Genomic DNA, 23,183 nt, shown 5'->3' with positions numbered 1-23,183 from the left:
AATAAAAAACCCTTGATTTTCAAGGGTTTTGACACTGTTTGAAATCCAAAGATTTCGTATTATGGAGACGGCGGGAGTCGAACCCGCGTCCAGAAACTCCAATACTTAAGCGTCTACGCGTGTAGTCTGCCTATTTGCGATTCGCGAGTCTTTATGCCGGCACACAGGCGTCCAGATCGCTAGCTTGGAAATCTCTTGTTGGTGACTCAAGCGGCACCACCAACCGTATCCCACTAAAGTTGGGCCCTACGTTATCCACATGGGCGATGGATAGGCAGAGCGCTTACGAGCTTACGCTGCGAAAGCTAAATTTTGTTGTTTGCCAGTTATTATATAACTTCCGTTGATGACGGAGCCGAGACCTCCGACGCGCAGCTCAAGCTTGAACCATCCCTGTCGAATCCGTAACGTCCCCCTATATAAGAGAGATGTGTTTTCACACATACGGCATTAAAGGCGATGAATCTTTAGCCTTTAGCTACTGGCAACTTGTATACTTAGTATAAAACAATTTCTGATAAACGGCAACACATCTGATTCTTCCTATCTATCCGAAATGTGCCAAAAGGGAATCTACTATCTTTTTACCCGCGGAATTGTTTGATAAACATTGATTAAACCTGATTCTTCGCCTTGAACGCACGTTCCGTCTCATGGTTTGCTTCCACTCACAAGTACATAAGATTTCCATCAGTATTGGTTCTTGGCTTTAAACACTCTTTCCATTTCCCTTTTTGCTTCCTTCTTCTTCAAATCATCACGCTTGTCGTAGTTTTTCTTACCCTTCCCTACGCCAATCAATAGCTTTGCATAGCCGTCTTTGATGTACATTTTTAGTGGTACGATTGTGTAGCCTTCTTGTTTTGTACGGCCGAGCAGTTCGCTGATTTGCTTTTTATGCAACAGCAATTTTCTGACACGTAATGGATCATGGTTGAAGCGGTTGCCTTGATCATAAGGGCTGATGTGCATGTTGGAAATCCATGCCTGGTTGTTGCGGATTTGGACGAAAGAGTCCTTCAGTTGGACCTTCCCCGCCCGGATTGATTTGATTTCTGTTCCTTGCAAGACCATTCCGGCTTCAATCGTTTCTTCGATGAAGTAATCATGGTTTGCTTTTTTGTTTTGCGCTAAAACTTTTCCTGTTCCTTTTGCCACAAGCGACACCTCACATTTTCTAAAAGCGAAACCGCCCTGCTTCGCCCCAAGCTTTTTAGAATTCCCAAGGCAAGCTTGAGGGAGGCTGGACGGTGCAATTAGACAACTTTAATGATAAGAAGTTTCATATTTTCCTATCATTCAATAGAACACCCCAAGTGCGAAGTTCCTCACACTTGGGTGTATTTCATTATCGTTTTTTCGATTTTTTCTTTTTGTTTTTCTTTGCGACGCCTTCGTAAAATCTTTGTTTTTGTTTTACTTTGCGTCCGCCAGAGCTTGAGCCACCTGAACCACCGGATTCTCCACGGCGCCCGCCTTTGCCTTTATCATCGCCGTCTTTTACGCGGCGTCCACCACGACCTTCTTTGCCTTCGCCTTCAGATCGTCTACCTGAACCGGCATGGATGACTTTCGGTGCGCTTTTGCGTGTGCGGCCACCATATGATTTCACCATATCGACCACTTCGAAGTCAACAGAGGACTCTTCTATTGTAACATTTGCGACGCGAACCTTCACCTCATCACCAATACGGAAGATACGGCCCGTGTGCTCCCCGACCATGATCATTTGGCGGTCATCGAAACGGTAATAATCGTCCGTCATATTGCTGATGTGGACAAGTCCTTCAATGGTATTTGGCAGCTCCACGAATATCCCGAAGTTCGTAACGGAAGAAACCATTCCCTCGAACTCTTCGCCGATTTTGTCGGACATATATTGCGCTTTTTTCAGTGCATCTGTATCACGCTCGGCATCGACTGCACGGCGTTCACGTTCAGATGTATGATCGGCGATTTCATCCATTCGCTGCGCCCATTTGAATGTCGTGTCTTTCGATACATCGCCTTCGATTAAATAAGTACGGATCAATCGGTGGACGATCAAATCCGGATAACGTCGGATCGGTGATGTAAAGTGCGTATAGTAATCCGTTGATAATCCAAAGTGACCGATGGATTCCGGGTAGTACTTCGCTTGTTGCATCGAACGTAGCAGCATTGTCGAGATGACCGGTTCTTCCGGCATTCCTTCGATGGCTTTAATAATTTCCTGCAATGCTTTTGGATGCACTGAGTTTCCTGAACCTTTCACCACTAACCCGAAGTTCGTCACAAACTCGAAGAAGCGTTGCAGTTTCTCCGGTTTTGGGTCTTCGTGGATACGGTAAATGAATGGCACGTTCATCCAGTGGAAATGCTCTGCCACTGTTTCATTGGCTGCCAGCATGAATTCCTCGATTAAACGCTCGGAAACCGTGCGTTCCCGAAGGATGATATCTTGTGGCCAGCCGTCTTCATCGACCAACACCTTCGATTCTTTGAAGTCAAAGTCAATCGCACCGCGTTCCATCCGTTTCGTTCTCAGGATTTCCGCTAAGTCCGCCATGTCCTTGAACATCGGTACAAGCTTTTCATAGCGCTTCAGTAACTCTTCATCATCCTCTTCCAGGATTTTATAAACATCCGTGTACGTCATACGTTCCACGGTTTTAATGACACTTTGGAAGATTTCATGCTCGACCACTCGTCCGTTTTGGTCGATGGTCATTTCACAAGATAGCGTTAAACGGTCCACTTGCGGATTTAATGAACAAATCCCGTTCGATAGGCGGTGTGGGATCATCGGAATCACTCGGTCCGTTAAATAGACACTTGTTGCTCGATCGTAAGCTTCCTCATCGATGATTGAACCTTCCGTTACGTAGTAGCTGACATCGGCAATGTGAACACCCAGCTTGTACGTACCATCTTCATTTTTCGTTACCGTTACGGCGTCATCCAAGTCTTTCGCATCGGCGCCGTCGATTGTGACGATCATCTGGTCACGCAAATCACGGCGCCCGACCAAGTCAGCTTCCGTAATTTCTTCCGGCACATCCCCGGCTGCATCCACCACTGCTTGCGGAAACTCAGGTGGGATACCGTGCTTGTAAATGATCGATAAAATATCGACACCCGGATCATTTTTGTGTCCGAGAATTTTCGTGATCATCCCTGTTGCGGATTTGATTTCATCCGGCCAGTTGGTTACTTCCACGACAACTTTGTGCCCGTCCACCGCTCCAAGGGAATCTTCCTTTGTCACGAAAATATCCATATTTAATTTTTTATCATCCGTTACAACAAATCCAAAGCCTCTGTTCGCTTGGTATGTACCGACAAAAGTCGTTTGGCTGCGTTCAATAACCTTTGTGACAGTACCTTCCCGTCGATCGCCCGACGTCTCTTTTAATACACGGATAAGCACGATGTCTCCATTCAATGCTCCGTTGATTTCGTGAGGCGGGATAAAAATATCATCCATGCCCTCTTCTTCAGGCGTTACGAAGCCAAATCCTTTTGCATGGCCGATGAATTTCCCTCGAAGCAGGTTCATTCGTTCCGGCAGTCCATAGCGGTTGGCACGCGAACGGACAACCGATCCTTCGTCTTCCATGCGGACAAGGGTCTTGATTAATTCCTTAAATTCCTCTGCGTCTTCCAGTTCGAGGATTTCTTCTATTTCATCCACCTTCAGTGGCTTGTAGTCGTCTTGTTTCATTAAATCTAATATACGCAGTTGCAATTCATTTTTTTGTGTCATATATTTTCCCTCCTTTTTGCAATACTAAAACTATCTCTCGGCATTATTCATTTTCCCAATCGAGTGATTGCAAAAAATCATACACCGTTTCGTGCACTTGTTGTTTTTCTTTATCGAGCGTGATGACATGTCCGGAATGCTCGAACCACTTGATTTGTTTATTTAAGGATTCCACATCTTCATAAATAATATGAGCAGAATGCGGGTCAATAATTTCATCATTTTTGGATTGTATGACGAGAATCGGCGCATAGACCATATCGAGCTCCTGTCGAACGTCGGTGATGAGCTGCTGCAATTGCGGCAAGGAAGGCATTCCTTTTTCCCGAATTGCCTCTACTTCTTGTTCGATCATCGGCTCCGATTTTCCTTCAAAACGTTTATAGTCCTTCGCAAATTTCAGGACGCCTTGGAACATCTTGTCGGTTGTTTTCATGGACATGGGCGAGCACATCGTAACGATTCCCTTTACAGGCTGCATTAAACTTAGCTTTAATGAAAATACGCCGCCCAACGATAAGCCCACGACGGCAATTTCATCGTAGCCGGCTTCTTTTAACGTTGCGTAGCCCTTCTGCGCGTCTTCCCACCATTCATCAGGGGACGTTCCGATAAGTTCCTCAGGAGGAACACCATGCCCTTTGTAGTGTGGGGCATGACATGTATAGCCTTGCTTTTCCAAAAAGCGCCCAAGCATCCTCACATCCGAAGAACTCCCTGTAAATCCGTGCAATAGCAGGACGGCACGTTTCCCTGCCTGAAAGAAAAATGGTTTGATTTCGGTATTACGCATAGTTGGCCCTCCAAAAGTTTCTTCTATATACAGTATTTTCTCCATTTATTATAAATTAAAACACAGGCCGCTTGTTGTTTGTGCTCTTATAATTTTTATTAGGAAGAGTTTTTGAGCGGTTATTTGCGATTTCGGGTGGATGATTCGCAGATTTTGCCTCATGACCTCGCGAATTGGCATTTCAACCAAAATTCCCCTCGCCTACATAAGTTTGGTAGGTTCTGAAATGAAATTAAAACGCCTAACCATGCTCGGTTAGGCGTTGCATTCTTTATGAATCACTATTCGTTATATTTTTACGATTGCTAAAGTTAAAATAAAGAATAAAACTGCAAGAACGATTGTTATTCTATGTAAGACCAAATCCATGCCTCTTGCTTTTTGTTTACCGAAAAGTTGTTCAGCTCCACCTGAGATGGCACCTGATAATCCCGCACTTTTACCGGATTGTAATAAAACGATCACGATTAATGCAAGGCTTACGATAATAAGTAATGTTAATAACAAAGTATGCATAACTCCACCTCCTGAAATAGAAATTTCATTAGAAAACTTGACTTATCGCCAAGCTTTTTTGGGTGATAAGCCTTCATTGCATTTATATCTATAAGTCCGTTAGTCACTTACTTATAGGTCAACAAGGTACAGTATAGCAAAAATAGCCTGTTAATACAATATTCAACGACAAAATGATTGACAATCGGATACTTCCTTCTATTAAATATCTCCCTCAAGTTAACTTTTCACACGGTACTTTTTTAGAAAAATGGAGCCATTCCCTCTTTAATGGAACGCTTCCAGTTTTGCTAAACTCTCCCTTTCTTCTATTCTAATAGTCGTTTATTCTCTTTTTAAGCAAAATAAACTAACTTTTCTGAATTTTATTGTAATTCTAAAAACTTTATCATAGAATGATAAACAAACAATTGAAAAGGGGTTACATCAGTATGAATACTTTACAAAGAATCGGGAAATTCGCCGGTGATACGTTCGCGCTTTGGGTTTTGGTCGCCGCCGGACTTGCTATATGGATACCTGAAAACTTTACATGGTTAGGGAACTATATTACGCCATTACTCGGAATTGTCATGTTCGGTATGGGGATGACCATCAAATTAAATGACTTCAAATTGATCTTGCAACAGCCAAAAGGAGTTGCGATTGGGGTTGTTTCACAATTCGTGGTGATGCCGACCCTTGCCTTTATCTTGGCCAAGGCTTTCGCATTGCCACCTGAGGTTGCTGTCGGCGTTATTCTTGTAGGCTGCTGTCCGGGCGGTACTTCGTCCAATGTAATGACTTTCTTGGCTAAAGGCAATACAGCATTATCTGTAACCATTACTTCCATTACTACGTTGCTGGCACCGATTATGACACCTGCACTTATCTATTTATTAGCCAGCGAGTGGTTGCCGGTTTCATTCTCTGCAATGTTTATGTCCGTTGTCCAAGTAGTATTGGTTCCAATCATTTTGGGGATTGTTGCACAGTTTGTCTTCAAGCCTGTTGTTGACAAAGGGGTTGCCATCCTGCCGACAGTATCGGTAATCGCCATTGTGTTGATTGTTGCAGCGGTTGTAAGCGGAAGTCGTGACCGCATTTTGGAAACAGGGCTGACAATTTTTGCAGTTGTTATTTTGCACAACGGTTTAGGTTATTTATTTGGATATTTGATTGGCAAACTATTCAAGCTTAACTACGAAGATAAAAAAGCCGTTTCCATTGAAGTCGGCATGCAAAACTCCGGGTTGGGCGCAAATTTGGCGATGGCGCATTTCGATCCTGTAGCCGCAGTGCCTAGTGCCATCTTCAGCTTCTGGCATAATATCTCCGGGCCGATTTTGGCAACTTACTGGAGTTCAAGAGCTTCCCGGAAAAATAAAAACGAAGAACAACCAGAAATTCCGGAAGTTGTAGAAGCATAATGACCGTGGACCACCTCGAAAGTATTGAAGAATACTTCCATGGTGGTCCTTTATTGAATTCACCGCTATCCCCATCCTTTCAATCTACCCATATTTCACAATTTGTTACATGAATTTACAATTCTTCACAATACTTTACAATCTCTAAACTCTAACTAAATAACTAACTAATAGAATTAAAACTGAAAATACTATTCTATTAGGAGGACTGGTCATGCCCGGTTTACAAAAAAAATGGTTATCAGCAGCTTTAGTTGGTGCAGCTGCAATATCTTCTCTTAGTGTTGCACCAGTAAGTGCAGAAGAAACTGAAAACAAAACGAGTGCAAAAAATGTCATCATGTTGGTGATGGATGGAAGCAGCGATAATGTTAGTACGATTGCCCGTTGGTATAAAGGCGAGAGTTTGGCTTTGGATAATATTTTGACAGGTGCTGTCCGTACATATTCAGCTGAATCCGCTATCACGGACTCCGCCCCTGCTGGTACTGCCCTTGCGACTGGAAATAAATCAAATAGCGGCTATGTAGGCGTGCTCCCTTCCCTTGTTACGACTCCGGGGGTTGAAGCAGTCGCGCAAGAAGATGCATTCAAACCTGTTGCAAACGTATTGGAAGGTGCAAAAAAATCTGGACGGGCTACAGGGATTGTTTCCACTTCAGAAATCCAGCACGCTACACCGGCTGCATTTTCATCCCATGTGAAGAGCCGTTCGAATTATGATGATATCGCTGAACAACAAGTGTTCCAAAATATCGATGTCGTCCTTGGCGGCGGGAGCGACCCACTGAACAAATCGCGTAAAGACGGCGACGACCTGCTAACTGTTATTGAAGAAAAAGAATATGATTACGTAACAACACGCGATGAATTGTTATCATCCGATTCGAATAAAATCTGGGGAAGCTTCGCACCGAAAGCTTTGGCTTATGAACTGGACCGGGAAAAAACAAATCCGGAACAGCCTTCTTTAGCTGAAATGACTGGCAAGGCGATTGATACTTTAAGCAAAGATCAGGATGGATTCTTCTTGATGGTGGAAGGAAGTAAAATCGACTGGGCGGCACATGCCAATGACCCTATCGGAATGGTTACCGACTTCTTGGAGTTTGATGAAGCTGTGGCAGAAGCGCTGGAGTTTGCTGAAAAAGACGGGGAAACATTAGTAATAGCTGTTACAGACCACGGCAACAGCGGGATTACAATCGGTAACACAAACACTGATTCCACTTACGACACGACACCGGTTTCTGCTTATATCGATCCATTGAAAGAAGCGACAATGACTGTTGAAGGGGCTTTAAGTTTACTGAAAGAAGATAAATCGAACCTAGCCGAAGTTGCAGCAAGCTATGGATTGAAAGATTTAACTGCCGACGAATTACAAGCGTTGCAAACGAGTGAAGACGTAGGTACAACACTGGTGAAGTTATTGTCCACACGTGCGAATATTGGTTTTACGACAGGCGGACATACTGGCGATGATGTTTTCCTATATTCATTCGGCCCTTCTCGTCCAACAGGATTGGTGGACAATACAGATTTAGCTCTTACGATGGCTGGAGCAATGGGCTTCAATTTAGATAATTTAACACAAACGCTGTTTGTCGATGCTAAAGCTGAATTCGAAAAATTAGGCTTTACGACTCAAATCGATACAACAAACGAGAATAACCCGGTGTTTGTAGCAAAAAATAATGACCGCACAATCATCATCCCGGAAAATAGAAATACCGTAACAATCCAAAATGGCGATTCAAATGGCAACACTCGCCAATTTGATTCTGTTGCCGTCTACAATGACGAAAAATTCTTTATCTCTGAAGAAATGCTGAACTTTGCCAAACAATAATTTGGATTGCCTCATAATTGTCAGTACACTTGACAACTATGGGGCTTTTTCGTTCGAAGCCGATTGATTCGATTAGTAAATATAAAAAACGCTTGAGGGTACTATTAGTCTCAAGCGTTTTTCCCCTATTAAGTAAAGCTTTCGGCTACTTTCTGCTTCCTCTTCCTTATCCAATCTTCCACACCACCGGTCCCGATCAACACACCGATAATGATCATCATACAGCCAAAAATTTGCGAAAGATGCATTTGCTCATTTAAGATGACCACTGCACCGATTAAAGCAAAGATCGTACTTAAATTATTGAAAATCGCCGTTTCGGCGGTCCCGATTTTTTTAATCATCGAGTTGAATAGGCTATGTCCAACAGCGGTTGCGAAAATTGCCGAGAATAACAATACCGCCCATAGTTTCCCATTCAAATGTGTGAAGGCTGTGAACGATGTTGGTGAGATGATTAGACTGTACAAAATCATCACCATTGACCCAATTGTCAACATATAAGCCGTCACCACAAGAGGAGGGATCGTCAATGTGACCCGGCGGATGATGAAAAAGCTAAAGGCTTGAACGATAATGGATGCCAGCACATAGACGTCCCCCAAAACAAAAGCGGTCACGGCGGACACATCATCCACAACTGCTATGACAATCCCCAAAAAGCCGACAACAAATCCTGTGAACCTTAGCTTCGTAAGCGAAGTTGCTCTCGTAGCCACCGCAATGATTGCAGTAAATAGTGGTGCCAATCCTAAAATAAGAGACGCCTTTACAGCAGAAGTTTCTTGTATTCCCGTAGCCAGCAAAGAATGATGTGCAATGACCCCCAACAGAGAAGCCAGCAGCACAAATTTCCACGGCATTTCTTTGTAAACTATTTTTTTCCTCATCACGAGTAAGATCAGGAACAATGTGATGCCAGCAAGGAAAATGCGGACCCCTTGCATAACAAGAGGCGGAATATGCAAGACAAGCAATTTTAAAAGGGATACATTTATCCCCCATAAGAACATCGTTAAAATCATCACTCCATATACTTTCAGCAAACTGTTCCCTCCCCTAGAAGTTAATAGGAAAACTCTACATTTTTTATACATACCCCATTATACTTGACTTGGAAATTATTTCATTATTTATTTTTGGGCTATTGATTATACAGAACGTTTGTTCTAAAATGGAATCAGATAGCTATAAAGGAAGTGTTGTGAATGAGACCTAAACTGACCAAAGAAATTTCTATCCAAAGTTTCAACGATTTCTATTGGCTAAAAGAAGAACTTCAATCGTTTTGCAGGGAAAATGGGTTAAGCGCCTCAGGCTCCAAAATTGAAATCTCCGCACGGATCAAAACGTTTCTGGAAACGGGAGAAATCGTAAAACCTTCCAGAAGACCAGCAACAAGCAAGAAGGTGGAACATCGAGAATTAAGTCTGGATACCGTCATATCGGAAAACCATCGTTGCAGTCAGGATGTTAGAGCTTTTTTCAAGACAATGATCCCGAAGTTCCATTTTTCTACTTATATCCAAAACTACTTCAAAAACAATGTCGGCAAAACTTATCGTGATGTGGTAGATGCTTGGTATGAGGAAGCAGAGCGGTTGAAAGACCCCTCTTATAAGAAAAACATCGCTCCTCAATTTGAATACAATCAGTTTATCCGCGATTTTTTTGCAGACCCCAATAACCATTCAAAAAGCCGTGAAGAGGCAATAGAAGCCTGGAATGAGGTGAAGAAACTTCCCGGCAGCAACAAGTATAAACCTAGCCTATAGATGCCACTATCCGTCCACCGCTGAAATCGACGCTCCCAAAGTAAAAAACCACCCGATTCAACTTGAATCAGGTGGTCAATGACAGTTCCATCTTAACGTAAGTTATAGAATGTTTTTAAACCAAGGTATTGGCTCGTTTGTGCTAGTTGGTCTTCGATGCGAAGTAATTGATTGTATTTCGCCACGCGGTCTGTACGGGATGGTGCGCCTGTTTTAATTTGGCCTGCATTTGTTGCTACAGCGATATCTGCGATCGTCGCATCCTCCGATTCACCAGAACGATGGGAAATGACAGCCGTGTATCCTGCACGTTTTGCCATTTCGATGGCATCGAATGTTTCAGTTAATGTACCGATTTGGTTAACTTTAATAAGGATTGAGTTCCCCACACCTTGCTCGATCCCTTGAGAGAGTTTGTTTGTATTTGTCACAAATAAATCATCCCCCACAAGTTGAACTCGGTTACCGATACGTTCCGTCAGTAACTTGTGGCCTGCCCAGTCGTTTTCATCAAGCCCATCTTCAATGGAGATGATCGGGTATTTCGAAGTCAGCTCTTCATACCAATCAACCATCTCTTCGGATGTTTTGACAACACCTTCACCATCCAAATGGTATTTGCCATCTTCTTTATTGAATAGTTCCGAAGACGCCACGTCCATTGCAAGCTGCACTTCTTCACCCGCTTTGTAGCCAGCTTTTTCGATTGCTTCCAAGATGACTGTAATCGCTTCTTCGTTTGAACCAAGGTTAGGAGCAAATCCGCCTTCGTCACCTACAGCCGTGTTGTATCCTTTTTCTTTTAACACCGCTTTTAAGTTATGGAAGATTTCAGCACCGATGCGCAGTGCATGACGGAAAGACTCAGCCCCTACAGGCATTACCATGAATTCCTGGATGTCCACGTTGTTATCCGCGTGTGCACCACCATTTAAAATGTTCATCATTGGAACCGGCAGTTGTTTTGCATTAACGCCGCCAAGGTATTGATATAATGGGATGTCAAGGTAGTCCGCTGCTGCGTGTGCAACAGCCAAGGAAACACCAAGAATCGCGTTGGCCCCTAACTTCCCTTTGTTTTCCGTGCCATCCAATTCAATTAGAGCTTTATCGATTACGACTTGATCCAGAACGGAATAATTGCCTTCCAATTCTTCGGCAATAATTGTATTCACGTTTTCCACTGCGTTTAATACACCTTTGCCAAGATAGCGAGATTTGTCGCCATCACGTAATTCCACCGCTTCGTACTCACCTGTTGATGCGCCTGATGGTACAATTGCACGGCCAAAAGCGCCTGACTCAGTAAATACTTCTACCTCAACTGTTGGATTTCCACGTGAATCTAATACTTCGCGAGCATAAACTTGTGTAATAAATGGCATAATAAATCTCCTTTATTTTTCAATTTTTTTATACTTTTATCAAGTGCACTCACTATTCGTTGTCAAATAGCGGTGTACCTGTCATTTCCTGTGGCTGTTTTACATTGAGCAATTTCAGCATAGTCGGGGCAAGATCTGCCAAGATCCCTCCATCCCTCAAATGAATATCCGGCTTCGTCACAATGACAGGGACAGGGTTTGTTGTATGGGCGGTCATCGGTTGACCTTCCAACGTAATGACCTCATCAGAGTTCCCATGATCCGCTGTAATGATTGCCGATCCACCTTTGGCAAGAATGGTATCAACAATTCTTCCCAAACATTCATCCACCGTTTCGATGGCCTTGATTGTTGGTTCAAGCAATCCGCTATGACCCACCATATCTGGGTTGGCAAAATTTAAAATAATGGCATCAAATCTATCTGCCTCGATTTCAGCTACTAATGCATCCGTCACTTCGTAAGCACTCATTTCGGGTTTGAGATCATATGTAGCAACTTTCGGTGAAGCGATTAAAATTCGCTCCTCACCCGGAAACTTCTCTTCACGCCCGCCACTCATAAAGAAAGTTACATGTGGATATTTTTCCGTTTCGGCAATCCGCAGCTGTGTTAACCCGCTTCTTGAAATGACTTCACCGACAGTATTCACCAAGTCGACTGTTTCAAATGCTACATCCGCATTTACATCCCCACTGTAATGTGTGAAGGTAACAAATTTTAAATTTGTAGGATGCTTTTCAGATAGCTTAAAGCCGATAAATTGATCATTCGTAAATACAGTAGAAAGCTGGATAGCACGATCCGGCCGGAAGTTAAAGAAGATGACCGCATCATTTGTATCGATTGTGGCTACAGGCCGCCCTTCTTCCGTGATGACAAACGGAATGACGAACTCATCCGTCGCATCTCTTTCATAAGAAGATTCGACTCCGATTTTGGCGGATGCCGCCGTTTGCCCAATGCCATCCACCAATGCATTGTAGGACAGTTGGACACGCTCCCAGCGTTTATCACGGTCCATTGCATAATAACGGCCGTGTATGGAAGCAAACTTTCCTACCCCAATGTCGTTCATTTGTTTTTCTGTCTCTTCGATATACCCGACTGCCGTTGTCGGACCTACATCACGGCCATCCAAGAAGCCATGCACATAGACTTCATCCAGGCCATTCGCCTTCGCTAATCGAAGTAGGGCAAAAAGATGTTCATAGTGACTATGAACGCCGCCATCGGATAATAAACCCATTAAATGCAGCTTTGAATTATTTGCTTTTGCATGCTCCACAGCGGCCAAAAACTGTTCATTTTTGTGAAAATCGCCATCCCGAATCGCTTTATGAATACGCGTCAAACTTTGGTAAACGATTCTGCCGGCACCGATGTTTAAGTGGCCCACTTCGGAATTCCCCATTTGACCATCAGGCAAGCCGACCGCTTCCCCACTGGCAGTCAATGTGGAGTGGGGGAACTGTGCCCAATAACGGTCAAAATTCGGTTTCTTGCTTTGAGCTACCGCATTCCCAAATATTTCATCGCGGAAGGCAAAGCCATCCAAAATAATTAATGCAACAGGTTGTTTAGGCATTTGTTTCACGCCTCCAATACTTTTACTCCGCTCTCGAATCGGCGGAAATTCTAATGCCAAAAGACGGGAGTGTCCCCGTAGTTACTGCGCTTTATTTAATAAAGCCAGGTAAGATTCTTGGTCAAGGCTTGCGCCACCGACAAGAGCTCCATCAATATGCTCTTTTAAAAGTAATTCCTCGATATTTTCCGGTTTGACGCTGCCGCCATATTGAATACGGATACTTTCTGCTGTTTCTTTCCCGTAAAGCCCTTCTACCACTTCACGAATTTTGCCGCACACGGCATTCGCATCATCAGCCGTTGCTGTTTTTCCTGTACCGATCGCCCAGATTGGTTCGTAGGCAATGACCATATGATTTACTTCTTCCGGTGTGAATCCTTCCAGTGCGGCCGTTATTTGGGAAGAAACCTTTTCTTCCGTTTTCTGCGCTTCGCGTTCTTCAAGCGTTTCACCACAGCAGATGATCGGAACGATGCCATTGGCCAATGCGGCTCTTACTTTTTTATTGACAGCTTCGTCTGTTTCGTTGAAATATTCGCGACGCTCCGAGTGGCCCAAAATCACATAATCCACATTAATAGAAGCAAGTTGTGATGGGCTGATTTCACCTGTAAAGGCGCCTTCATTTTCGTAATGCATATTTTGGGCACCAATAGCCAAATCAGTTTCCATCGCAATATCGACTAATGTCGGTAGGAAGATCGCTGGGGCACAGATGACTGCATCCACTTTTTCTTCTGATGGGACTTTTTCGCGTACGGATTCTGTAAATTCAACTGCCTCATCAAATGTTTTAAACATTTTCCAGTTTCCAGCAATGATTGGTTTACGCATGAAAATGCCTCCTTATTTATCGTTTAGGGCAACAATACCCGGAAGTTCCTTGCCTTCCATCAGTTCAAGAGATGCCCCTCCGCCTGTGGAGATGTGATCCATTTGGCTTGCCACTTCAAATTTCTCGACAGCTGCCGCAGAATCTCCACCGCCGATGATCGTATAGCCTTTCGTTTCCGCCATCGCGGAAGCCACCGTTTTCGTACCGTTTGCGAATTTGTCCATTTCAAATACACCCATTGGACCATTCCAGATGATTAGTTTCGATTCTTTAATAATGGATGCGTAATGCTCGGCTGTTTTCGGACCGATATCGAGCCCCATCCACTCCTCGGGGATTTCTTCGATTCCTACAACTTTCGTATCGGCATCTTTTGAGAATTCACTTGCTACGACCGCATCGATCGGCATATGCAGCTGTACGCCTTTTTGCTCCGCTAAATCGATGAAACTCTTTGCCAACTCAATTTTGTCTTCTTCCAATAACGATTTTCCGATTGAATGGCCTTGTGCTTTGACAAATGTATAGGATAATCCCCCGCCGATGATCAAGTGGTCCACTTTATCGAGAAGGTTTTCGATAACACCGATTTTATCCTTCACTTTTGCTCCACCAATGATCGCTGTAAATGGTCTTTCCGGTTCAGATAGTGCTTTCCCTAAAACCTCTAGTTCTTTTTCCATCAACAGGCCGGAAACCGCCGGAATATGTTTTGCAATTCCTTCAGTAGATGCATGTGCTCGGTGCGCTGCTCCGAATGCATCATTTACATAAAGATCAGCCAATTTCGCGAAAGATTTCGATAATTCTTCGTCGTTTTTCTCTTCCCCTTTATGGAAACGTACATTTTCCAATAAAACGATGTCGCCTTCTTGCATCTGGGCAACCGTATTTTCCACATTGTCGCCAATGGATTCATCCAGTTTGATCACCGACTGACCGATTAGTTCGGAGAGGTGCTTGCCTACTGCCGTTAAACGCATCACTTCATTTACTTCGCCTTTCGGGCGCCCTAAATGAGAGGCAAGGATTACTTTTGCCCCCGAGTCCACCAATTGCTTGATCGTCGGGATTGCTGCTCGAATTCGCGTATCATCCGTAATTTCGCCATTTTCCATCGGCACATTGAAATCTACTCTTACAAAAACTCGTTTTCCTTTTACTTCTACGTCATTCATCGTCTTCTTTAAAATCATGGAAGAAAACCCTCCTTCAAATCGTCATTCGTTTCAGTATTGTTGCCTATATACTAATTCCCCTATCTAGACGGAATATAGTTTCCGTCTACTATCGTACGTTGTTTATTTACCTCGATGGTTCTCGGTAAAACTTCCGATTCTGTAAAAAAAGCGATGGGTAGTTTTATCCATCGCTTCCTTTACCCTCCATTATTATAAATGGTAACATTTATAAAGGCTATACTTTTCACTTACAATAAGCTAAATATGTCATAATAAATAGACGCATTGTGCTACTTCATAAGAATAAGTATGACACATTAAATCAACCATTTTAACGGATCATTATTTTTGTGAAACATAAGCAGCTAGATCCAATACACGGTTTGAATAACCTACTTCGTTATCGTACCAAGCAAGTACTTTCACCATATTATTATCCATCACCATCGTCGATAAACCATCTACAGTGGATGAATGAGGATTTCCGTTATAGTCGATCGATACTAAAGGCAATTCATTGTAATCAAGGATGCCTTTCAGATCTCCACTTGCCGCTTCTTTCAATACGCTATTGATGTCTTCAACCGTTACACTTGGCGCATTCAACTCCACTACAAGGTCCACGCAAGATACGTTCGGTGTCGGTACACGCATCGAGAATCCATCTAATTTCCCTTTTAACTGTGGCAATACTTTGGAAACCGCCACAGCAGCACCTGTCGTTGTTGGAATCATTGATAACGCAGCAGCACGTGCACGTCTTGGATCGCTATGCGGGAAGTCCAGGATGCGTTGGTCATTTGTGTAAGAGTGAATCGTCGTCATCAACCCACGTTTAATGCCAAATTTTTCATCCAAAACTTTTGCCACTGGCGATAAACAGTTCGTCGTACATGATGCATTTGAAATCACATCTTCTGATGGCGAATATTCCGTATGGTTTACGCCCATTACGTACGTTGGCATTTCACCTTGGGCAGGTGCTGAAAGAATCGCTTTTTTCGCACCAGCTTGAATATGTTTCGACACTTCTTCCATTGAACGGAAATGACCTGTTGATTCAATCGCTACGTCAATATCCAGTTTGCCCCATGGTAAGTTTGCAGGGTCTCTTTCGGAGAATACTTGAACCTTTACACCATCCACGATAAATGCATTGTCTTCAGACTGTACATCTGCATCGTACACACCGTGAACTGAATCATATTTCAGAAGGTGGGCAAGTTGATGAGCGTCAGAAAGGTCATTCACTGCCACAACTTCAAATTCACTGTTCTTGATTGCCTCGCGGAACACTAATCTACCAATACGTCCAAACCCGTTAATTGCAATTTTGATTGCCATATCAATTTCCTCCAAATTAAATAATATTTATATAACATTTCAATAGGCGATTACAGTTTTGCCTATATAAAAATAAATTAACCATATATTCATGACTCTTTTTTCACCAATAAACTACTTATTCAAAATGGCATTTGCTGCCCCTTCATCCGTAATGAGAATTGTTTGATGTGCGGTCTCATTCTTGAAATATGCCTGGATTGCTTTTGCTTTCAGAGTTCCCCCGGCAACCGCAATAATATGCGGACTTTGCTTCACCTGTTCAAGCTGGATACCAATTGTATTAATCCGGTATATAATGTTGCCGGCTTCATCAAAATAATAACCAAATGCTTCTCCAACCGCTTTTTTCTCATCCAGCATTTTGATGACGGATTCGCCTGAATCACGCCTATATGCCATCTCCTTTGCCGTCCCGATTCCGTGTACGACAATATCGATACGGTCGTAAAAATCGACCACTTCCTTTACAATCGGTTCTTGGATCATCGTCATAAAGGCTGTTTCGCTGAGATTTTCCGGTAAATACAATGTCCGAAAATCCGCCCCGCACTTTGCGGCAAATTGGGAAACGAGCGTATTTGCCTGAAGGTTCATTTCATTGCCCAGACTTCCACGCGCTGCAACAAACGTTAGTGTACTCAATGATTTTGAAGGAGATAGAAAGTTTTTTAAAGCTGCCACCGTGCTGCCGCCTGTGATCGCAACGGTGAAATCCTTTTTGGCGATTGCCGTTAAATAGTCGCCCGCTTCTTTTCCTAAAAGCAATTGGATACTTGAATCAACATCCATATCACCTGGAACGATGATCACTTTCTTAATGCCCAAGATTTCAGCCAATTTCTTCTCTTTTGTACTAAGACCGGAGACTTCCTGGAACATTTCTTTTAGCTTTTCAAGAATCTCGTACCCTTTATTTGTACAAATCATGCCTTTTTGTGTCGTTTCAATCAGATGTTGATTGTTTAACAGTGTAATCTCATTGCGGACAGTCCGCTCGGAGATATGCAACGTTTCCAAAATCATTCTTCTGCCGATCGGACCCGTAACGGCAATCGTCTGCAAAATCCGGTATCTTAACTGAACAATCGATGACAATTCCGGTACAAGAAGATGAACAGCTTGTTGAGAATCATTTTTCAAAAAATACACCTACAACTTTCATCGGGTACATTTTCGTCCCACTAGAACATTTTTGTCCCACTTGAATTAAAAAAATATTCTATACTTAGAGTATACATTTTCCAGTTGAATTCTACAAATATTTTTTATTTATTTTTTTTAAAAGTTCCAAAAACAGTTATCCTTGGAGCGCCTCATATAGTGTGACATAATCCAGGTTGCCATATTGAATCACTTGGCCATCCTTTTCAACAACCGGAATCATCAACAAATATTTTTCATGCAAGCTTTCGTTCTCTTCTATATTAATGATCTCAATTTCAAATTGGACATCACTTTGAAGGATCTTCAAAGTCGATAATCCTTCTTCGCATAATGAACAACCTGGTCTAGTATAATAAGCCACTTTCACGATGAATTCCCCCATTTCATTTCTTCCTTTTAAGAATCGCAAAATTCGGTTGAATAATCAACTTGTAACTACACAAACTAAATTTGTACGATTTTGTACACTAAAATCTGGGAGGAATTATACAAATGGACAATCAATTTATGAATGAACCTCAAGCAACTCAAGGGAATATGCCACTTTCAATGAACCATGGTGCACATGAAGTACTGGACGTACACGAGGTTCTGAGTGCTGCTATAGGTGCAATGAATACGTTTATCTTTTTCCGTCCTCATGTACAAGACCAAGAGCTTATGAATATCTTGGACCGACAATACGCGTTCATGCTGGATGAATATAATATTACGGCTGAATGTTTCAAAACTGGGCAAGATCCAAGCCACCCTACCCGCTCTTACAAAATGCAAATGGGCAATGATACAAACTATGGTTTATCACCTAGCCAACCGAAAAAACCGATGACTTCGGCAAACGAAATTAACGACGGCATTATTTCAGGTTTCTTATTAACTTGCCATAAAACTGCAGCAACTGGCAAAACAACTGCGGCTCTTGAATCGACAAACCCTGTTGTACGCCGCGTATTGCAAGACTCCATCCAAAACTGCATCGAAATGGCTTACGAATTATCACTTTACCAAAACAAAAAAGGGTTGTACCAAGTTCCACAACTTTCGGCTGCAGACATGCAAACAATGTTGAATATGTATGGCCAAGCTGAAAAAGCGAAAGATATGCCTAACTAATATTTTATTCGACACGAAAAGATCCATTTGATGAGGGCTCATCAAATGGATCTTTTTTAAAGTACTTTGCCTAAAAATGCCTTCGTTCGTTCATTTTTAGGGGCATCAAAAATGATTTCGGGTTTTTCCTGCTCAACAATGTAGCCGCCATCCATGAACACTACACGGTCTGCAACTTCCCGTGCAAATCCCATTTCATGCGTCACCACTACCATGGTCATCCCTTCCAGTGCCAATTGCTTCATAACATCCAGCACTTCTTTAACCATTTCTGGATCAAGTGCGGATGTTGGTTCGTCAAACAGCATCACTTTCGGTTTCATGGCGAGGGCACGGGCAATTGCCACACGTTGCTGTTGTCCGCCTGAAAGCTGCTCCGGATAATTATAGGCTTTTTCTTTAAGGCCGACTTTAGCCAACAATTCCAATGCCAAATGTTCCGCATCATTTTTTGAGATCTTCCGTATATTCATCGGTGCCATCGTAATGTTTTCCATGACCGTCATATGAGGGAAAAGGTTGAATTGCTGGAACACCATTCCCACTTCCGTCCGGATCAAGTTAATATCGGTTTTCGGATCATTGACTTTGACGCCTTCAATATAAATCGCACCATCCGTAATTTCTTCTAATAAATTAATGCATCGTAGAAATGTACTTTTCCCCGAGCCGGAAGGACCGATGACGCAAACTACTTCTTTCTCCCGAACCTCATAGCTGATCCCTTTCAACACTTCCAAATGGCCAAATGATTTATATAAGTTTTCCACTTTGATCATAGTTTAAATCCGCCCCTTTCGACTTTTACGCGGATTGTAGCTATTGCTGAATCTCTTTTCCACATAGGCAATAAGCTTCGTTAATAGATAAGTCAGTACCAAATACATAAACGCCGCCACCAAGTATGGCTCCCAAAAACGTTGGTAAGCTCCAGCCACCACTTTAGCCGCATATAAAATATCGCTTGCCGCAATTACCGTTACGAGGGATGAATCCTTCAATAATGCAATAAATTCATTGCCTAAAGGCGGGATCATTCTGCGGAAAGCCTGTGGCAAAATGATTTTGCGCATCGCTTGACTATGTGTCAATCCAAGCGAACGGGCTGCTTCCATTTGCCCCTTGTCAATCGATTGGATCCCGGCACGGATAATTTCGGCATTGTATGCAGCGCTATTTAAAATAAGCGCTGTAATACCGGAAACCATGAATCCAAATGATTGCCCGAATACTGCCGGGATAAATGCCAAATGGATGATTAAAATTTGAACTAGCATCGGCGTGCCTCGGAATAAATCTACATACAGCTTGGAAGGCCAATAGATCCACTTCTTTTTGGACGTTTCCCCGAGCCCCAGTAGAACCCCCAGGATGATACCGCCGATATATCCACTAATTGTTAATACGAGCGTAATCCAAAGTCCACGCAAAAATAATTCACGGTAGTTCCAGATTATGTCCCAGCGCAGGTCAAAGATGTCCATCTGAAACACACCTCCATTCATTCATTATTCGATCTCTTGACCTGTAATTTCAGCCAATTTTCCATTTTCTTTAATCTTTTTAAGACCATCGTTCAACATATTCAACACTTCTTCGTTGCCTTTTTTCACCATCAAGCCATAGTACTCTTTTTCAAAACTATCATCTTCGATTGTTTTAATCGGAGCATCCGGATTATTTTTTAAGTACTCCATGATCACCGTGTTATCCCCTATTGCAGCATCGGCAGCGCCATTGATTACTTCTTGGTAGGCAATCGGCTGGCTTTCATAAGCCAAAATGTTCGGGTTTGTTTGTCCCAATACTTTTTGGGCCGCTACGTGAGAAGTCGAGTTGATTTGCACCGCCACTTTTTTGTCCTCTAAATCCTCAATCGAAGTGATGTCGGTATTGTCCTCTGGAACAACAATCATTAACGTGGCTTCAAAGTAAGGATCCGTGAAATCATATGTTTCTTTTCTTTTATCCGTGATTGTGATGCCGGCAGCGCCGAAATCAAGTTCCCCTGTCGTGATTTGCGAGAACACCGGCTCCCAGCCTACATTTTTCAATTCGTATTCAAAGCCCATTTCCTCAGAAATCGCATCAAGTACATCCACATCGATCCCGACAATATTGCCGTTATCATCCATTGATTCGAATGGTGCGAAAGTTGCTTCCGTCCCACCTACTATTTTCTTAGTGCCATCTTCACTTGCACTTCCACTTCCACTCGATTCACTTCCTGCTCCACAAGCAGCCAAGATGATTGACGCCGCGGCAATTGGTGTAATGAAAGTAAATAATTTCTTTTTCAACATTATAATTCCTCCCGGGATTCTATTATTCTTTCTAATTAACTATTCAGATTCTTTAAAAATCGTAAAATATGTTTATAATTATACAAAGTAATTAATATTTAAACAACCTATTTTTTTATAAACATATTACTTGTGTTTATCCTTCCTTCGTTGCAGCAGATAGTTTATATATAGTGGTAAATCTTCTCAATTTCCCCCTAAACCCAGACCGCTTTATATTATATATGTATCGATAAGCACAAAGTATGACTAGCAGAACTCTATTTACACCAATCGAATAGAAAGGGATTCAACTCTTTTGCAAGCTCCATAAAATTGAATAAAAAAAATGACCCGAAGAAGTTTTTTCAAACTCTTCGGGTCATTTTTCTCTTTATCGTTTCAAACCTCAAACAAAACTAAACACCTAGATCATTACTTATAAAAAATTATATGAAAAGATTGGTAAATTATAGTTTAAAGAGAATGAATTTGGGATAAAATGAATTGGTACAGTAATTGCATTTTATCCCTTATATTTCATTCCCTCTGGATCTATTAGGCTGCTAAACTAATAGGTCCATGGAAGGTCTACCTTATTAAAATTCATAGTTGAAGCAGTAAAATGGCGCCCTCGGAGGGAATCGAACCCCCAGCGGAAGAACCGGAATCTTCAGTGTTATCCATTACACCACGAGGACATTTAATATGAGGAAAACTTGCTTGCAACAGTTCACCTTAGCTATCTTACTTCATTTACATAAACTTAACATGCTTTGGGCCAAAACGCCAATATAAAATAAGACTTTTCTATTATACAAATGTATACAGAGTAATTCAACTATAATTTATAGTTAAATTTGATTATATTGTGTCTAAATAAAGCATTATTTAAACTGTATGCAATCGATTTTAACAGAAAACTTTAAACATCTTGCTTTACGTCTTATTTGAAAAATGGGTCATAGAATAATAGCGGATAAAAACTTGCAAGATTTTAACGAAGGTTAGTGGTTTATATTTGACCTTCCTTGACTATTCTGTGTATGATATGTGTACAGCTAAAAGGTAAGTCTTTTAGCATCAAGTAACCAATCGAATGAATCTTTTTAAGGAGGATTTACAATGAATTTAATCCCTACAGTTATCGAACAAACAAGTCGCGGAGAACGTGCATATGACATTTATTCCCGTCTTTTAAAAGACCGCATCATCTTATTGGGCAGTGCAATTGATGATAATGTTGCAAACTCGATTGTTGCTCAATTATTATTCTTAACGGCAGAAGATCCGGAAAAAGATATCTCTTTATACATTAACTCACCGGGCGGATCAATCACGGCAGGTATGGCGATTTACGATACAATGCAATTTATTAAACCGCAAGTATCAACAATCTGTATCGGTATGGCTGCATCAATGGGTGCATTTTTACTGGCAGCTGGCGAACCGGGCAAACGTTTTGCCTTACCGAATGCGGAAGTGATGATTCACCAACCACTTGGTGGCGCTCAAGGCCAAGCAACTGAAATTGAAATTGCTGCAAAACGCATTCTGTTCCTGCGCGATAAATTGAACAACATCTTGGCGGAACGTACTGGCCAATCATTGGAGCGTATTGCCCAAGATACTGACCGCGACAATTTCATGACTGCCGAACAAGCAAAAGCTTACGGTCTGATTGATAATATCATTACACGTGTCGAAGATAAATAATAATGTAAAATGGTGAAAAGGGCAAAATCCTTTTCACCATTTTTTTGCGCAAAAAAATGGCATCTCATGCATGATTTCGAGATGCCTCCATTGCGAGCGTTTACAATAAATTTAGCCCTATTCTTCTTTTTGAATAAGTGACACTAGTCCATTCACGGCGTCTTGTTCGTCTTTCCCGTCGGCAATTAGCGTGACTGTTGTGCCTCTTGCTATGGCCAAACTCATAATACCCATGATCGACTTAGCGTTTACTTTTTTCTCGTCTTTTTGTAAGTATACTTCCGATTTGAAACGGTTTGCTTCCTGCACAAACAATGCCGCTTGTCTTGCCTGCAAACCCGATTTCAATTTTACTTCCACATTGGTTTCAACCATTTACGATACTCCCTTTCAAACCGTTCATCTCTTACATTTATCTTATCTAAATTGTATGAAAAGAACAATAATACAATCCTATAATTTTGAAAACTCCCGTAAAA

At 42.2% G+C, this 23,183-nt stretch carries 21 protein-coding genes, 1 tRNA gene and 1 other RNA gene; 5 read left to right on the top strand and 18 right to left on the bottom strand.

The window, feature by feature from the left end:
- Positions 1-59: 59 nt before the first annotated feature.
- The 5 genes from ssrA to secG all read right to left on the bottom strand — a co-directional run bounded on the left by ssrA (position 60) and on the right by secG (position 5,054).
- Positions 60-415: a transfer-messenger RNA gene (gene ssrA / locus CD33_RS19850) on the bottom strand.
- A gap of 275 nt (positions 416-690) precedes the next feature.
- Entirely contained in the window at positions 691-1,158 is a 468-nt protein-coding gene (gene smpB / locus CD33_RS09640; RefSeq protein WP_036200399.1) for an SsrA-binding protein SmpB, read from the bottom strand.
- A 190-nt stretch (positions 1,159-1,348) separates the two neighbouring features.
- Positions 1,349-3,745, bottom strand: a complete 2,397-nt coding sequence (gene rnr / locus CD33_RS09635; protein ID WP_036200398.1) for a ribonuclease R — start codon at positions 3,743-3,745, stop codon at positions 1,349-1,351.
- Positions 3,746-3,788: 43 nt separating this feature from the next.
- Positions 3,789-4,538 carry an alpha/beta hydrolase gene (locus tag CD33_RS09630; protein ID WP_036200397.1) on the bottom strand — a complete coding sequence of 250 codons (750 nt, stop codon included), beginning with the start codon at positions 4,536-4,538 and terminating at the stop codon, positions 3,789-3,791.
- Between the two features lie 288 nt (positions 4,539-4,826).
- On the bottom strand, positions 4,827-5,054 hold the full coding sequence (gene secG, locus CD33_RS09625) for a preprotein translocase subunit SecG (protein ID WP_036200396.1): 228 nt from the start codon (positions 5,052-5,054) through the stop codon (positions 4,827-4,829).
- A 431-nt stretch (positions 5,055-5,485) separates the two neighbouring features.
- On the opposite strand from secG, the gene CD33_RS09620 reads away from it, so the two are divergent.
- On the top strand, positions 5,486-6,463 hold the full coding sequence (locus CD33_RS09620; RefSeq protein WP_036200395.1) for a bile acid:sodium symporter family protein: 978 nt from the start codon (positions 5,486-5,488) through the stop codon (positions 6,461-6,463).
- A gap of 214 nt (positions 6,464-6,677) precedes the next feature.
- The gene (locus CD33_RS09615; protein ID WP_036200394.1) at positions 6,678-8,315 is read left to right on the top strand and encodes an alkaline phosphatase; all 1,638 of its coding nucleotides are present in this window, start codon (positions 6,678-6,680) and stop codon (positions 8,313-8,315) included.
- Positions 8,316-8,443: 128 nt separating this feature from the next.
- On the opposite strand, the gene CD33_RS09610 is transcribed toward CD33_RS09615, so the two are convergent.
- A complete protein-coding gene (locus CD33_RS09610; RefSeq protein ID WP_052130157.1) occupies positions 8,444-9,361 on the bottom strand; it encodes a DMT family transporter in 918 nt (305 codons plus the stop codon).
- Between the two features lie 162 nt (positions 9,362-9,523).
- On the opposite strand from CD33_RS09610, the gene CD33_RS09605 reads away from it, so the two are divergent.
- Positions 9,524-10,090, top strand: coding sequence for a DUF6434 domain-containing protein (locus tag CD33_RS09605; protein ID WP_036200393.1), 567 nt, complete (start codon positions 9,524-9,526; stop codon positions 10,088-10,090).
- A gap of 92 nt (positions 10,091-10,182) precedes the next feature.
- On the opposite strand, the gene eno is transcribed toward CD33_RS09605, so the two are convergent.
- The 7 genes from eno to CD33_RS09570 all read right to left on the bottom strand — a co-directional run bounded on the left by eno (position 10,183) and on the right by CD33_RS09570 (position 17,975).
- Positions 10,183-11,475, bottom strand: a complete 1,293-nt coding sequence (gene eno / locus CD33_RS09600; RefSeq protein WP_036200392.1) for a phosphopyruvate hydratase — start codon at positions 11,473-11,475, stop codon at positions 10,183-10,185.
- A 52-nt stretch (positions 11,476-11,527) separates the two neighbouring features.
- A complete protein-coding gene (gpmI, locus tag CD33_RS09595; protein ID WP_036200391.1) occupies positions 11,528-13,063 on the bottom strand; it encodes a 2,3-bisphosphoglycerate-independent phosphoglycerate mutase in 1,536 nt (511 codons plus the stop codon).
- Between the two features lie 81 nt (positions 13,064-13,144).
- On the bottom strand, positions 13,145-13,900 hold the full coding sequence (gene tpiA / locus CD33_RS09590) for a triose-phosphate isomerase (protein ID WP_036200390.1): 756 nt from the start codon (positions 13,898-13,900) through the stop codon (positions 13,145-13,147).
- A gap of 12 nt (positions 13,901-13,912) precedes the next feature.
- Complete coding sequence (locus CD33_RS09585; RefSeq protein ID WP_176400096.1) at positions 13,913-15,094, bottom strand: phosphoglycerate kinase; 1,182 nt, start codon at positions 15,092-15,094, stop codon at positions 13,913-13,915.
- 330 nt (positions 15,095-15,424) lie between these two features.
- Positions 15,425-16,426 (bottom strand): type I glyceraldehyde-3-phosphate dehydrogenase, encoded by a 1,002-nt coding sequence (gene gap / locus CD33_RS09580; protein WP_036200387.1) that lies wholly within the window; start codon positions 16,424-16,426, stop codon positions 15,425-15,427.
- A 114-nt stretch (positions 16,427-16,540) separates the two neighbouring features.
- A complete protein-coding gene (locus CD33_RS09575) occupies positions 16,541-17,569 on the bottom strand; it encodes a sugar-binding transcriptional regulator (RefSeq protein ID WP_036200386.1) in 1,029 nt (342 codons plus the stop codon).
- Positions 17,570-17,726: 157 nt separating this feature from the next.
- A complete protein-coding gene (locus tag CD33_RS09570; protein WP_373906688.1) occupies positions 17,727-17,975 on the bottom strand; it encodes a glutaredoxin family protein in 249 nt (82 codons plus the stop codon).
- A gap of 110 nt (positions 17,976-18,085) precedes the next feature.
- Between CD33_RS09570 and CD33_RS09565 the strand changes: the two genes are divergently transcribed.
- On the top strand, positions 18,086-18,706 hold the full coding sequence (locus CD33_RS09565; protein WP_084591310.1) for a spore coat protein: 621 nt from the start codon (positions 18,086-18,088) through the stop codon (positions 18,704-18,706).
- A 56-nt stretch (positions 18,707-18,762) separates the two neighbouring features.
- Here CD33_RS09565 and CD33_RS09560 read toward each other — a convergent pair whose 3' ends face one another.
- The 4 genes from CD33_RS09560 to CD33_RS09545 form a co-directional block, all read right to left on the bottom strand.
- Positions 18,763-19,485, bottom strand: coding sequence for an amino acid ABC transporter ATP-binding protein (locus CD33_RS09560; protein WP_036200385.1), 723 nt, complete (start codon positions 19,483-19,485; stop codon positions 18,763-18,765).
- Between the two features lie 3 nt (positions 19,486-19,488).
- Positions 19,489-20,190 carry an amino acid ABC transporter permease gene (locus CD33_RS09555; protein ID WP_036200384.1) on the bottom strand — a complete coding sequence of 234 codons (702 nt, stop codon included), beginning with the start codon at positions 20,188-20,190 and terminating at the stop codon, positions 19,489-19,491.
- A gap of 24 nt (positions 20,191-20,214) precedes the next feature.
- Positions 20,215-21,009: a basic amino acid ABC transporter substrate-binding protein gene (locus CD33_RS09550; protein WP_036200383.1), complete on the bottom strand. Its 795-nt coding sequence runs from the start codon at positions 21,007-21,009 to the stop codon at positions 20,215-20,217.
- A gap of 605 nt (positions 21,010-21,614) precedes the next feature.
- Positions 21,615-21,689, bottom strand: a tRNA-Arg gene (locus CD33_RS09545).
- 424 nt (positions 21,690-22,113) lie between these two features.
- On the opposite strand from CD33_RS09545, the gene clpP reads away from it, so the two are divergent.
- Positions 22,114-22,704, top strand: coding sequence for an ATP-dependent Clp endopeptidase proteolytic subunit ClpP (gene clpP / locus CD33_RS09540; protein ID WP_036200381.1), 591 nt, complete (start codon positions 22,114-22,116; stop codon positions 22,702-22,704).
- 117 nt (positions 22,705-22,821) lie between these two features.
- Here clpP and CD33_RS09535 read toward each other — a convergent pair whose 3' ends face one another.
- A complete protein-coding gene (locus CD33_RS09535) occupies positions 22,822-23,079 on the bottom strand; it encodes an HPr family phosphocarrier protein (RefSeq protein ID WP_036200380.1) in 258 nt (85 codons plus the stop codon).
- Positions 23,080-23,183 lie beyond the last annotated feature (104 nt).

This window comes from Ureibacillus sinduriensis BLB-1 = JCM 15800, from assembly GCF_000772955.1.
GTDB lineage: Bacteria > Bacillota > Bacilli > Bacillales_A > Planococcaceae > Ureibacillus > Ureibacillus sinduriensis.
Note: the sequence above shows the minus strand (reverse complement) of the source record. Positions and strands in the feature narration are given on the sequence as shown.

Coding starts and splice junctions, on each gene's coding strand:
- rnr (WP_036200398.1), bottom strand. CDS start 3,745: ATGACACAAAAAAATGAATTGCAACTGCGTATATTAGATTTAATGAAA.
- CD33_RS09630 (WP_036200397.1), bottom strand. CDS start 4,538: ATGCGTAATACCGAAATCAAACCATTTTTCTTTCAGGCAGGGAAACGT.
- secG (WP_036200396.1), bottom strand. CDS start 5,054: ATGCATACTTTGTTATTAACATTACTTATTATCGTAAGCCTTGCATTA.
- CD33_RS09620 (WP_036200395.1), top strand. CDS start 5,486: ATGAATACTTTACAAAGAATCGGGAAATTCGCCGGTGATACGTTCGCG.
- CD33_RS09615 (WP_036200394.1), top strand. CDS start 6,678: ATGCCCGGTTTACAAAAAAAATGGTTATCAGCAGCTTTAGTTGGTGCA.
- CD33_RS09605 (WP_036200393.1), top strand. CDS start 9,524: ATGAGACCTAAACTGACCAAAGAAATTTCTATCCAAAGTTTCAACGAT.
- eno (WP_036200392.1), bottom strand. CDS start 11,475: ATGCCATTTATTACACAAGTTTATGCTCGCGAAGTATTAGATTCACGT.
- gpmI (WP_036200391.1), bottom strand. CDS start 13,063: ATGCCTAAACAACCTGTTGCATTAATTATTTTGGATGGCTTTGCCTTC.
- tpiA (WP_036200390.1), bottom strand. CDS start 13,900: ATGCGTAAACCAATCATTGCTGGAAACTGGAAAATGTTTAAAACATTT.
- gap (WP_036200387.1), bottom strand. CDS start 16,426: ATGGCAATCAAAATTGCAATTAACGGGTTTGGACGTATTGGTAGATTA.
- CD33_RS09570 (WP_373906688.1), bottom strand. CDS start 17,975: ATGGGGGAATTCATCGTGAAAGTGGCTTATTATACTAGACCAGGTTGT.
- CD33_RS09565 (WP_084591310.1), top strand. CDS start 18,086: ATGGACAATCAATTTATGAATGAACCTCAAGCAACTCAAGGGAATATG.
- CD33_RS09560 (WP_036200385.1), bottom strand. CDS start 19,485: ATGATCAAAGTGGAAAACTTATATAAATCATTTGGCCATTTGGAAGTG.
- CD33_RS09555 (WP_036200384.1), bottom strand. CDS start 20,190: ATGGACATCTTTGACCTGCGCTGGGACATAATCTGGAACTACCGTGAA.
- CD33_RS09550 (WP_036200383.1), bottom strand. CDS start 21,009: ATGTTGAAAAAGAAATTATTTACTTTCATTACACCAATTGCCGCGGCG.
- clpP (WP_036200381.1), top strand. CDS start 22,114: ATGAATTTAATCCCTACAGTTATCGAACAAACAAGTCGCGGAGAACGT.
- CD33_RS09535 (WP_036200380.1), bottom strand. CDS start 23,079: ATGGTTGAAACCAATGTGGAAGTAAAATTGAAATCGGGTTTGCAGGCA.